General features: G+C 65.6%; 13 protein-coding genes and 1 pseudogene. 4 read left to right on the top strand and 10 right to left on the bottom strand.

The features are described 5' to 3' along the window. Positions 1–6: 6 nt before the first annotated feature. The 4 genes from AB4Z37_RS16925 to AB4Z37_RS16910 all read right to left on the bottom strand — a co-directional run bounded on the left by AB4Z37_RS16925 (position 7) and on the right by AB4Z37_RS16910 (position 2,905). Entirely contained in the window at positions 7–1,011 is a 1,005-nt protein-coding gene (locus AB4Z37_RS16925; RefSeq protein ID WP_441517904.1) for a FecR family protein, read from the bottom strand. After that, positions 1,008–1,547, bottom strand: coding sequence for an RNA polymerase sigma factor (locus AB4Z37_RS16920; protein ID WP_441517903.1), 540 nt, complete (start codon positions 1,545–1,547; stop codon positions 1,008–1,010). Before AB4Z37_RS16920 ends, AB4Z37_RS16925 begins: the two co-directional genes overlap by 4 nt. Further along, entirely contained in the window at positions 1,544–2,179 is a 636-nt protein-coding gene (locus tag AB4Z37_RS16915; protein WP_441517902.1) for a TonB family protein, read from the bottom strand. Before AB4Z37_RS16915 ends, AB4Z37_RS16920 begins: the two co-directional genes overlap by 4 nt. 225 nt (positions 2,180–2,404) lie before the next feature. After that, a complete protein-coding gene (locus tag AB4Z37_RS16910; protein WP_441517901.1) occupies positions 2,405–2,905 on the bottom strand; it encodes a hypothetical protein in 501 nt (166 codons plus the stop codon). A 21-nt stretch (positions 2,906–2,926) separates the two neighbouring features. Between AB4Z37_RS16910 and AB4Z37_RS16905 the strand changes: the two genes are divergently transcribed. After that, positions 2,927–3,847 carry an MBL fold metallo-hydrolase gene (locus AB4Z37_RS16905; protein ID WP_441517900.1) on the top strand — a complete coding sequence of 307 codons (921 nt, stop codon included), beginning with the start codon at positions 2,927–2,929 and terminating at the stop codon, positions 3,845–3,847. Positions 3,848–3,953: 106 nt separating this feature from the next. Here AB4Z37_RS16905 and AB4Z37_RS16900 read toward each other — a convergent pair whose 3' ends face one another. After that, the gene (locus AB4Z37_RS16900) at positions 3,954–4,925 is read right to left on the bottom strand and encodes a helix-turn-helix domain-containing protein (RefSeq protein WP_441517899.1); all 972 of its coding nucleotides are present in this window, start codon (positions 4,923–4,925) and stop codon (positions 3,954–3,956) included. A gap of 211 nt (positions 4,926–5,136) precedes the next feature. On the opposite strand from AB4Z37_RS16900, the gene AB4Z37_RS16895 reads away from it, so the two are divergent. Further along, entirely contained in the window at positions 5,137–6,615 is a 1,479-nt protein-coding gene (locus AB4Z37_RS16895; protein WP_441517898.1) for an MFS transporter, read from the top strand. Positions 6,616–6,645: 30 nt separating this feature from the next. On the opposite strand, the gene AB4Z37_RS16890 is transcribed toward AB4Z37_RS16895, so the two are convergent. The 5 genes from AB4Z37_RS16890 to AB4Z37_RS16870 all read right to left on the bottom strand — a co-directional run bounded on the left by AB4Z37_RS16890 (position 6,646) and on the right by AB4Z37_RS16870 (position 11,126). Continuing rightward, entirely contained in the window at positions 6,646–6,924 is a 279-nt protein-coding gene (locus tag AB4Z37_RS16890; protein WP_441517897.1) for a hypothetical protein, read from the bottom strand. A gap of 98 nt (positions 6,925–7,022) precedes the next feature. Next, entirely contained in the window at positions 7,023–8,189 is a 1,167-nt protein-coding gene (locus tag AB4Z37_RS16885; protein WP_441517896.1) for an enolase C-terminal domain-like protein, read from the bottom strand. After that, complete coding sequence (locus tag AB4Z37_RS16880; RefSeq protein ID WP_441517895.1) at positions 8,171–9,484, bottom strand: MFS transporter; 1,314 nt, start codon at positions 9,482–9,484, stop codon at positions 8,171–8,173. Before AB4Z37_RS16880 ends, AB4Z37_RS16885 begins: the two co-directional genes overlap by 19 nt. A gap of 122 nt (positions 9,485–9,606) precedes the next feature. Continuing rightward, positions 9,607–10,323, bottom strand: coding sequence for a ribonuclease activity regulator RraA (locus AB4Z37_RS16875; RefSeq protein ID WP_441517894.1), 717 nt, complete (start codon positions 10,321–10,323; stop codon positions 9,607–9,609). Between the two features lie 17 nt (positions 10,324–10,340). Further along, a complete protein-coding gene (locus AB4Z37_RS16870) occupies positions 10,341–11,126 on the bottom strand; it encodes an SDR family oxidoreductase (protein ID WP_441517893.1) in 786 nt (261 codons plus the stop codon). 102 nt (positions 11,127–11,228) lie between these two features. Between AB4Z37_RS16870 and AB4Z37_RS16865 the strand changes: the two are divergent. Continuing rightward, a pseudogene (locus AB4Z37_RS16865) lies at positions 11,229–11,351 on the top strand (LysR family transcriptional regulator); the annotation flags it as partial. Positions 11,352–11,441: 90 nt separating this feature from the next. Next, a complete protein-coding gene (locus AB4Z37_RS16860; protein ID WP_288935975.1) occupies positions 11,442–12,080 on the top strand; it encodes a LysR substrate-binding domain-containing protein in 639 nt (212 codons plus the stop codon). Positions 12,081–12,125: the final 45 nt, after the last annotated feature.

Genomic DNA, 12,125 nt, shown 5'->3' with positions numbered 1-12,125 from the left:
CTCGCCTCAGCTCAACAGCACGATTCCGCCTGGCAGCCTTTGAAGACGCGCACTGAACACCTGCTCGAGTTGCAGCAGGACCTTATCCATCTGATCGATGCGAAAACGGCCGCTGAGCTGCTTGCGCCCCAGATCCGCATTCATCAGAACAATGCGACCAGGCCGGTAACGATTGATTTCCGCGACGGCTTCATTGAGTGGAGTGCCGCGAAACTCGACGATGCCGCGCCGCCAATCCGATGCAGCGTCAGGATCGACTGCGACAATCTGCCCCAGCCCGACCAGATCGTAACGCACGCGTTGCCCGGGCCCCAAGGCCGCGCCACCGGCCGTGTGCGCGACGCGCACGGTCCCCTCAAAACAGGTCACGCTGACCGCAGACCGCTCGCTGTGCGAGAGATGGCGAATGTCGAACCGCCCGGCCTCGGTCATCGTCTTGCCGTTCGCGGCGATCACCGTCAGCGGCCGCGCGACAGCCGACCTCGTGAACGACGCCTCCCCCGCGATCAGCTCGATGCGGTCCTCCGCTCCCTGAGACGGCCGGACAGCAAGACTGGTCTGGGTGTTCAGGCTGACCGCAACATCGCCCGCAACCGTGACGGCACGCTGTTCGCCGGTTGCGGTGCGATAATCCGCGTTGAGCTCGGACAGCGACGGCCACAGCCCCAGCGGCGGCATGATCGCGCCATAGGCCGCGACCGCGGCAAGCGCAGCAGCGCCACCGCCCAACATCGCGCGCCGGCTCACGGCCCTGCGCTGGGCGCCGAGCGCATCGAGCTCCGCCCGGAGGTCCGCTGCGGGATCGTGCAGCATACGGCCAGCCGTGCCGACCTTGGTCCACACGCCCTGCGCTTCGGCAAACGCAGCCAAGTGCCGCGGGTCCTGCGCGCGCCAAACCTTTAGTGCCTCGATGTCGCTCGACGTCGCCTCTCCGGATGCAAGCTTCTGAACCCAGGCAACCGCCTCCTGCTGAACCGGGGTCAGATCACGGCCCTGATGGTTGATGCTCATGCCGGCCCCTTCCCCGTGATATCTCCTTCCGTCAACTCCCTGTAGCGAGCGACGCAGTGCTCGTGCGCCAACAGAAGCTCCTTCGCAACGAGGCGTCGGGAAATACCAAGGCGATCGGCGATCTCCTGGCGCGGGATGTTGCCGACCCGCGCGGCGAGGAAAATCGCCCGCCGCCGCGCCGGTAGTTCGGCCACAATCACCTTGAACGCATCGAGATCCGAGCGCGCCAGCACGGCTTCTTCCGGTGTTGGCGCTTCGTCGGGCTGCTCAAGCACGTTTTCCAGGTCGACCGCCGGCGCATGGCGCCGGTCAAGCTTGCGCTGGTCCGCCGCCGCGTTCAGCGCAATGCGAAACAAATAGCTCCCGGGGCTTTGAACGAAACCGATCGAATCCACACGCGCCAAACGCAGCCATGCGTCCTGCATCGCGTCCCCTGCGAGATCGGCGGATCCGAGACGCTTCGTCAACCGCTTCTTCAGATCGTCATAGCGATCGACAAACAATCGCCGGATGCCAGTCAGCGCATGCTCGGTCATCGCCCGCCCCCGATCGGCGGCAGATCAGACGCCGTCTGGCCGCAGCCAGGCGTCACGCCGACGATCTGCGGCACGATCAACACCAGCACCGGCTGCGCGAATCCGGCCGGCGGCGGCGCACGGAATGTGATGGCGCGCAAGGTCGCCTCGATCTGCTGATCGACGCCGGCAGAGCCGGCAGGGCCGATCAACTGCGCTTTCTCCACCTTTCCGGCCGGGTCAATCCAGAACACTGCAGCAACACGGTAATGTCCCGGCCGGGCTCCACTCCGGCACAGAGCGCTCAGAAGATCTTGCTGAATGATCCCATAGTACCGTCGATGAGACGGCGGCGAAGATCGGGCATCCGTCGCGGCTATGCCCGGGGTCGGCAGCAGGACAAAAGAGTTGTCCGCGACAAAACGCGGCGACAGACCCGTGCCCGACAACAGCCTTGCCAGGGCCTCATTCGGCGTCAACACACCACGAACCTCGCCGGACATCCGGCCGATCGCTATGCTGGTATCGTAAAGCGCCTCGCGTCCCGTCGCATCACCATAGCGACCGAGCGCCGCTTCGAGCGGCTGCGAGGGAATGTTGAATTCGAGCGGCGGAATATTCGAATCGGCTTGCGCCTGTGCCGGGCCGCTCATGATCACACTGACACAGCCCAGCACAGCGCACCAAAATCTCACACGCCGGATACGCGTCGCACGACTGCACCATCTGACACGATTTCGCGGAAGTGCAATACGAACCAACTGAAACATGATCACTGTCCGCCCGTGCGGATCAGGGCAGCATCACCGACGTCACAACACCACACGGCCAGCCTGCCGCCAGTCGAGACACGCCGGGCACCCGGCGGCGCGCGGACGTTAGTCAGGCGATATTACAATTTTGCGACAATCCCACGCGTCCGGCAGACACGACGACCAGCCTACCCCACCTGCCGACGAGCGGCCGCGCGCTGCTGCATCATCGCACGACGCAGCCGTCACGCGCCGGCCAAGCGGCCCGAAATGTCCGCGCATGTCCACACCAAGCGGTGCGGTATAGTCACCGACATCATAGCTCGGCGTCATGTTGTTGATGTCGAACAGCACGAAATTCAGACCGGCCAGTGCCTTGAGGAAGGCCAGCGCTTCATGGCCCCGATCGATTCCTTCAATTGCCTCGAACGAGGCGACCAGATCGCATCGCACAACCCAACCGCCGCCGCGACATCGACCACGCTTTCCAAGCCATAGCGTCCCAACAGCAGGGATTGGCGTCGGACAGCGCCAGCGGCACACGTGCCAATCCTGCATGATCGACGCGACCGATTGCACATGAGTGACACGTCCGAGCTTTGGCATGATGTTCACGATGTCTGTCATCCGCGCCACTGGCCAACGACGGTGCGTGCGCTCACGATCGTCCTCCGGTGGCACCGATCAGCTGTCCCGCTTCTCAGGCCTCGAACCCGATCCATCGTCGTCCATCGGCGGCGCGGCCTGGGCAAGGCCACCGGGATCGATTTCAACAGGAGCACATCGATGAGACTGAGGCTGATACGCAACGCCACGCTGAAGCTGGATGTAGCAGGCCGAACCATCCTGATCGATCCGTTCTTCGCGCCGAAGCACAGCAGACCGCCGTTCGCCGGCCGTTCGCGCAATCCGCTCGTGGATCTTCCCGCCGGCACCGACGAAATTCTCGATGGCGTCGATCTTGTCATTGTCTCACATCTGCATGCCGATCATTTCGACCCGGTCGCACAATCTCTCGTGCCCAAACACCTGCCGCTGATCAGCCAGCCAGGCAATGACGACAAGATCCGCTCCTTCGGTTTCGGGGACGTGACGCCGCTCGTCGACAGCATCGACTGGCACGGCATCAAGCTGACGCGGCGTGACGGCCGCCACGGCTTCGGCGCCGTCGTCGAGAAAATGGGACCCGTGATCGGCTTCACCATCGAAGCGCCTGACGAACCGAGCCTCTACTGGTCGGGCGACACGGTGCTCTATCCTGCGGTGGAGGAGACGATCCGCAGCAGCCGTCCCGACATCATCGTCATCCACCCCTGCGGCGCGCTATGGGAGGGCGAGCCGATCGCCATGGACGCGGAGCAGGCCGTGGCGGTGTGCAACGCCGCACCGCAGGCCAGTGTCGTGGCCACCCATCTCGATTCACTGGATCACGCGACCGTCAGCCGGGCCGATCTGCGCAATCATGCGCTGGCGCGCGGCATCTCCCCAACGCAGCTTCTCATTCCCGACGATGGACAGCTCCTGGAATTCAGCGGTGCCACCGCCGCGCGTCACACCCATCCGGCCTGACGGCAGCCCCGACACGATGCAACGTCGGCCGCCGGCCGCATATCCGAGTTCGCATTCCAACCGTCACTGCACACCCGAGAGACGTGATCGAGGTGCCTGGTCCGCATCAACGGCCGCGCCGCCTGTCGGGAACGGCCTTCTGGAAACAGGCCCGGTAACGCGTCGGGCTGGTCGCCAGATGCGAGCGGAAATGGTGGCGTAGCGTATCGACCGAACCGAACCCCGACAACGCCGCGACCTGCTCGATGGAGGTCCGGGTATCTTCCAGCAGCATCCTCGCATGGGTGATGCGCTCCTGGGTGATCCACTCCCCCGGCATGATCCCTGCCGCCTCGACAAATCGTCGAATGAACGTTCGGCGTGACATGCGCATGCGCTGCGCGAGCTTCTCGATCGCCAGGTCTTCCTCGAGATTCTGCCTGATCCAGGCCTGCAGGTCTCCCATGGCATTGCGCACCGGCTGCAGGCGCCGTGGAATGTATTGCGCCTGGCCACCCTCGCGATGCGCCGGAATGACCAGACGCCGCGCGACATCATTGGCAACGCGCGCTCCGAAATCGCGCTGCACGATATGCAGACACAGGTCGAGCCCGGCGGCGCGTCCCGCAGAGCTCAGGATGTCCTTGTCGTCGACGTAGAGGACGCTCGCGTCGACCCGAATGTCCGGATATTTCCGGGCGAGCGCCTCGGCCTGGGCCCAATGCACCGCGGCACGCCGTCCCGACAACAAGCCTGTCGCCGCCAGCACGAACACGCCGGCACAGATGGTCGCGATCCGCGCTCCGCGCGCATGCGCCGCACGCAGGCGCTGGAGAATGATCCGCGGCGGCAGCGCATCGATGTCCTGCCATCCCGGCACGATCACGGTCGACGCCTCGTCGAGGGCGTCCAGCCCCCTGCTCGCTGTGATCTGAATGCCGCATGCGCTCGACGTCGCGCCGCGCCTGCGGTCGCCGCAGACCACCACCTCGTACCAGCCAGGCCCCATATTGGGCAGGCCGAACACCTCCATGGCCATTCCCAGCTCGAAGGTGTTGACCCCGTCATAGGTCAGGATGGCGATCTTCGGGGAGTTCATGCCGGGTCACCGCCGCGGATTGACATGATATTCATGATAAAGGGCATTTGTGCCAGTGGTCAAACCCGCGGCCCCGCGCCAGGATCATCGAAGAATTCCCGGCAGGCCTTCGAACGCACGCTGCAGCAAGGGCCATCACCCTGCGCGCCGCACACTTATCGCAGCTTTCGAGCACGCCATCCGGACCGGACCGAAACCGCTGGGGACCACCATGACGCTCTCGTCGTCGGCAGACCGGAACACGGCGCAGGAACTGCTCGCCGGCGTCGCGTCGCTCCACGCGTCGAGCGGGCCGCCGGCGCACGGCCGCTGGTACTCGCTGGCCGTGCTGGTGTCCGGGATCTTCATGACCACCCTCGACCTGTTCATCGTCAACATCGCTCTCGAGCGCATCCGGCAGGATCTGCATGCCAGCCCGGCCGATCTCCAGCTGGTGATGGTGGCCTACAGCGCGGCCTACGGCGTCTTCCTGATGAATTGCGCGCGTCTCGGCGACCTGTACGGGCGCAAGCGATTGTTCGTGATCGGAACCGGCGTCTTCACCCTCGCATCCGCCATGTGCGGCCTCGCGCCGTCGGCGGCATGTCTCATCGCCGCGAGAGCCCTCCAAGGCATTGGCGCGGCACTGCTGATGCCGCAAATTCTGGCGAGCATCCGCGTGCTGTTCGAAGGCGAGGCGCGGCCAAAGGCCTTCAGCATCATGGGCGTCGTGCAGGGCCTGGCGTCACCGATCGCCCAGATCGGCGGTGGCCTGCTGGTCACCTACAACCTCTACGGCCTCGGCTGGCGCGTCGTGTTCCTGATCAATGTGCCGATCGGCATCATCATGATCCTGCTGGGCTCTTTGTGGATCATCGAGACCCGCGCACCGGTCTCGGCGCGGCTGGACGTCAAGGGCGCGATCATCCTCGCCGCCGCGCTGCTGGTGCTGTTCGTGCCATTCCTCGAAGGCCAGGATCATGGCTGGCCATGGTGGTCGATCGTGCTCCCGCTCGGCTCGGTCACGATGTTCTACGGCTTCGCGCGTTTCGAAGCGGCACTGGTGCGCCGGGGCGAGGTTCCGATCTTCGACATCACCCTGCTGTCCAACCGCCGGCTGCTTGCCGGCGTGATCGGCGTGTTCCTGTTCTTCGCCTCCATCAGTTCGTTCTTTTTATCATTGACGCTGCTGCTGCAGGCCGGTCTCGGCTACACCCCGCTGGCCGCGGGGCTGATCTTCACGCCGACCGCGCTCGCGTTCATCACCGCCGCGCGCCTCAGTCCCGCCATCRTGCGCCGGGTGGGTCGCCGGTCGCTGCTGCTCGGCATCGGCACCTTCTTCATCGGCCTCGCGCTGTCCGTGCTGGTCGCTTTCCTCGCACCGACCAGCATCCTGCTGCTGGTGACCTCGCTCATTTTCAACGGCTTCGGCCAGGGCCTCACCATTCCGCTCACGCTCAACGCCAACCTCTCCACCGTTTCCGAGGCTCAGGCCGGCATGGCATCCGGCATGGTCGGCACCATGCAGACGCTGGGAGCAGCCTTCGGCGTGGCCATTGTCGGGGTAATCTTCTTCGCTGAACTATCAGACCCGCAGGCGTTGATGCTGGCCAGGAGCAGCCTCTACGGCCACGCGCTGGGGACCGCGACCTGTTTCAACCTGTGCGCCACCGCCCTGAGCGCGCTGTGCCTCTCTCTCATCCGACCGTAGCGCGCCGGAGCGCGGGGCGCCGTATGCAACTCAGGCGGCCCGCACCCTTGCCAGCAAGGTATCGACCTCCAGCTTCAGCCGCTGTCCATCGGCGGACAACATCTGCGCCGACGCCGTTCCCGTTTCGGTAGCCCCGGCTTCGACTTCCACGATGCCGGAGGAAACCTGTGTTGCACCGACCGCAGCCTGCAGGACGTTCCGGGAGATTTCCCGTGTCGCATTGCCCTGCTCTGCCGCGGCTACCGCGATGGCCCCCGTAATGTCCGACATGCTGCTGATCGTCGACATGATATCCTTGATCGCGGCCACGGCGGCTGAAGCCGTCGACCGGATTTCGCCGACTTGGCCTGAGATATCCTTGGTGGCACTCGCGGTCTGATCCGCCAGTCCCTTGACCTCCGGTGGGCCTAGCCGCTTACAGCGAGTTCGCTGAACAGGCGAAACAACGCGGGCTGCTCCTCAAAGCCCAATCCCGGGGCTTTCGGCAGGCTCGCCCGCCCGTCGCCGATCTCGACCTCGTCGCTGAAGCCGCCGAAGATGCCGAACTGGCCGGGGTAGGCTTCGACCCCCGCAAGGCCAAGACCAGCCGCGACATGCAGCGACATCATATTGCCGCCATGAGGAAAAATCGATTGCGGTGTGAGATTGTGCGCGCCGGCGATCGCCACGATGTCGCGCAGGCCGGACACGCCATAGGCCAAGGGCGGATCCGGCTGGAGCACGACGTCGCTTCCGGGCCGCGCAAAGCGCAGGAAATTGTCGAACTCGCGCGGAGCAAACAGGTTTTCGCCGGCCGCGACCGGCGTGCCGGCGGCCCGCGCCATGGCAAAGCCCTCATAATCGAGGGGGTCGCATGGTTCTTCCAACCACCACAATCCGTAAGGCTTGAACGTCTCCGCAAAACGTACCGCCCCCACGCCATCGAAAGCGCAGCTGAGATCGACGGCGAGGCGCGCTCCAGACTTCAGCGTCCGCAACGCAGCCTCGATGCGGCGACGGTCGAGCGTCATGTCGGCGCTGCCCGCCTTGATCTTGGCGTCGATGAACCCGGCATCTCGCCAGCGCGCCACCTCGTCCTGCAACGGAGCAACATCATCCGACGCACCATAGAAGCCGCCTGCCGCGTAAGTCGGAATTGTGCCCGTGCCCGGCAGCGGCACGCCGTCACGCTCCGCCAGCAGCTCATAGAGCGGCCTGCCCGCGCGCTTGGCGACAATGTCCCAGAGCGCGAGTTCCAGCGTGCCGAGCGCCATCGAGCGCTCGGCGTGCCCGCCGGATTTCTCGCGCGCGAGCAGTGCAGCGAGGATGCGCGGCGGATCGAGATCACCGCTGTCGTCCAGCAGCGATTTCGGCTCAGCCGCCAGAAGCCGCGGAATGAACCGCTCACGCAGCGGTCCGCCGCACGCATAGCGACCGAAGGAATTGAAGGCGAAGCCCGCGAGCGGCCGTCCCGATACGTACTGGTCGGTGATGACGGCAATCACCGTCACGGTCATCTGGCTGAGGTCGACGCGTGCATTGCGCACATTGCTGTCGACCTTCACCGTGCGTTCGATTACTGCCTTGATGCGCATTGCAACAGTGTCTCGCGGGTAGCTTTTGCATCAGCCGGAGCAGCTGTCTTCCGGCCACTCGCGGCCTCTTTCGCCAACAGGGCGACCAGCGCCGAAACCAGCGAGCAGGCCCCGAGGAAGTAGAGTGCCATCTGGAAGCTGTCGGTCTCGGTCTTGATCCAGCCGACGATGAACGGCCCGGCATAGCCGCCGATCTGCGACAGCGAGTTGATGAACGCGAACGCGGCGGCGGCCGCAGCGCCGCTCAGGAACGCCGACGGCATCGCCCAGAACACTGCACGTGTGCCGAACAGGCCGATCATCGCGACCGACATGGCGGCGACCGCGCCGTAGCTGGCGCCGAGCCAGCCGGCCCCGGCGAGCCCGATGGCGCCGAGCACGCTCGCGACGATCAGGTGCCAGCGCCGCTCGCCGGTGCGATCGGAGGTCCAGCCCCAGACCGCGAGCCCGATGATGCCGACGAGATACGGCAGGGCCGAGACCACCCCGGTCATCAGCGTCGACAGGCCGAGGCCCTTCAGGAGCTGCGGCATGAAGAACACCACGCCGTAGTTCGCGGTCACCGTGCCGAGCCAGATCACCGACAGCGCGATCACCCGCGGATCGAGGAAAACGCTACGCCAGTTGGCAGGAACCGCCGTGACATTGGTCGCGCGCTCGGCGGCCAGCGTCTGCGTCAGCCATTGCCGCTCCTCGGCTTTCAACCAGTCCGCTTCCGCGGGGCGGTCTGTCATCCATTTGAGGATCGCAACCGCCAGCACGGCGGCCGGGATGGCTTCGAGCACGAAGACCCATTGCCAGCCCTTCAGCCCGAGCACTCCATCGAGCTTGAGGATCGCGCCGGAGGCGATCGCCGCCACGGCATTGGCCACCGGCTGGGCAAAATACAGGCCCGCGAAGACGCGCCCGCGATAGGACGCGGGAAACCAGTAGGTGAGATAGAGCACCATCCCCGGCAGGAAGCCGGCTTCGGCGGCCCCGACCAGAAAGCGCACGACATAGAAGCTGACGGGACCGCTGACCAGCGCGGTGCACGCCGAGGCGATTCCCCAGGTCACCATGATCCGGGCGATCCACCGCCGCGCGCCGACACGTTCCAGAACGAGGTTGCTGGGGATTTCAAACAGCAGGTAGCCGACAAAGAAGATGCCGGCGCCGAGCCCATAGATATAGGCCGTGAAACCGAGATCATGGTTCATGGTCAGCGCGGCGAACGCGATGTTCGACCGGTCGACATAGGCCACGACATAGCCAAGGATCGCGAGCGGAAGGAGGCGCCATGCCACCTTCCTCATCGTTCGCGTTTCCAGCGTCGGTGTAGTCATGCGCGACATCGTCGCCCTCTCGAGCCCGCTTGAAGTTTCATCCCGTGATGTTCAGCCGATCTTGCGTCGGTTGGCGGCGTCACCGCCTCGCCTCACTCCGCGCGCCGCGCGGCTTCATAGCGCGCCTTGGCTTCCGCATTCGGCGGATAGAGGCCCGGCAACGCAACGCCGCGCTCGACCTCGCGCATGATCCAGCCTTCCAGCCGCTCCTGCTCGACGCCGGCGACGACGACCTCGTCGAGCAGTGCCTGCGGGATCACCACCGCGCCGTCATCGTCGACGACCACGACATCGTTCGGGAAGACGGCCACGCCGCCGCAGCCGATCGGCTGCTGCCAGTTGACGAAGGTCAGCCCGGCGACGGAGGGCGGCGCCGCGGCGCCGCGACACCACACCGGCAACCCGGTGCCGAGCACCCCGGCCATATCGCGCATCACCCCATCGGTGACGAGCCCGGCCACCTGCCTCTTGACCATGCGCGCGCACAGAATGTCGCCGAAGATGCCGGCGTCGGTCACGCCCATGGCATCCGCGACCGCAATGACGCCGTCCGGCATCGCCTCGATGGCGCCGCGGGTGGAGATCGGCGAGGACCAGCTCTCGGGCGTTGCGAGGTCTTCGCGTGCCGGAACGAAGCGAAGGGTGAAGGCGCGACCGACCTTGCGGCCCTGCCCTGACCGGATCGGGACGGTGCCGCGCATCCAGACGTTGCGCAGGCCCTTCTTCAGCAGGATGGTGGTGAGGCTCGCGGTGGTGATGCCGGCAAGCGCGGCGCGGGTCGCTTCAGGGAGCGGCAGAACTTCGGTCATGGCTTTTTCTGGCTTGGTTAGATGCTGGGAATATAGCCGCCATCGACCCGGATGACCGAGCCGGTGATATAGGCGGCGCGCGTGCTGGCGAGGAAGGCAACCGTATCGGCATATTCTTCCGGCGTGCCATAGCGGCCGGCCGGGATTGCCGCAGTGCTTTCGGAAACCGCCTCTTCGATCGTCCGGCCTTCTCGTTTGGCCTTGGCTTCATCAAGAAAGCGGATGCGGGACGTGGCGATGCGCCCGGGCAGGATGATGTTGCTGGTGATGCCGAAGCCCGCGACTTCGCGGGCCAGGGTCTTCGACCAGCCGACCAGCGACAGCCGCAGCGCATTGGAGATGCCGAGATTGGGGATCGGCGCCACGACGCCCGACGACGTCGAGGTGATGATGCGTCCAAAGCGCCGCGCCGTCATCGCCGGCAGCACCGCGTCGGTGATCGCGATGACCGACAGCACCATCAACTGGAACGACTTTGACCACAGCGCCGGATCCTGAGCCGCCGCCGGCGTCGGCGGCGGTCCGCCGGTGTTGTTGATGAGGATATCGACCTCGCCGAGCGCAGACCTGATTGCAGCGAGCCGGTCGGCGATCGCGCCGGTGTCGGCGATGTCCCACCCCCAGGCCTTCGCAACACCGCCATCCGCCGTAACGGTATCGGCCACCCGCGCGGCGGCCGCCTCATCGACATCGGCGAGCGCCACGGCGGCGCCCTCACGCGCCAGCGCCTGCGCGATCGCGCCGCCCAGGCCGCCGCCCGCCCCGAGCACCACAGCAGTGCGGCCCTTCAGTCCGAGATCCACGTCATTCGCCTTTCGCAATTGTTCGATCGCCGCAGTCTCGAGCAGATCGACAGGAAAGAAAAGCTGGCTTTTCCTGTCATCAAACAATAGATATTCTACTCTATGGAAACACGCTTCCTGGAAAGCCTGATTGCGGTGGTCGACAAGGGCTCGGTCGCGGATGCGGCGCGCGCCCTGAACGTGACACCCGCTGCGATCGCCCAGCGCATGCAGGCGCTGGAGGCCGATATCGGGGCGCCGTTGCTGGTGCGCTCCGGCCGCGCCCTGAAGCCGACCCATGCCGGACTTGCGGTGGTCGAGCACGCGCGAGCCATCGTGCGGGACATCCGCGCCCTCCGCGCGCTCGCAGTCGAGGGCAAGCCGGTCGGCGATCTGCGAATCGGGGCGATCGAGACGGCGATGACCGGCATCCTGCCGGAACTGTTGAAGCGCTGCAGCTCCGCCTTCCCCGACATCGACATTCATGTCGAGCCCGGCACCTCACGCGACCTCTACACACGTATCGCCCATGGCGAACTCGATGCTGCCGTCATCATGCAGCCGGAATTCGCGCTGCCCAAGATGTTCGAATGGCAGGTGCTACGCGAGGAGCCGCTCATCGTCATCGCACCGGGCGGCACGAAAGGAGCGGATCCGCACGCGGTGCTGCGGAGCTATCCGTTCATCCGCTACAATCAGTCGCAATGGGGTGGACGCTTCGTCGATGCCTATCTGCGGCAGACCGGCATTCGCGTGCACGAGCGGCTCGAGCTCGACTCGTTCGACGCCATCGCCGTCCTGGTCGACCGGGGAATCGGCGTTTCGCTGGTGCCGGACTGGGCACCGCCCTGGCCAGCCGGATTGAAGCTGCGCAAATACCGCCTCAAGGATTCAAAGCTGCTGCGGCGAACCGGCGCGGTGTGGCTGCGCGCGTCCAAACGCGCGCCGCACGTCCGGGCCCTGTTGGGATTGTGACACCGGATGCCGCCGCACGGGCGCGTTTGTAACGCACCTCCTGAT

Origin of the sequence: Bradyrhizobium sp. 2TAF24 (assembly GCF_052115025.1) — a bacterium.
Taxonomy (GTDB): domain Bacteria; phylum Pseudomonadota; class Alphaproteobacteria; order Rhizobiales; family Xanthobacteraceae; genus Bradyrhizobium_A.
This window is presented reverse-complemented; position numbering and strand designations above follow the sequence as displayed.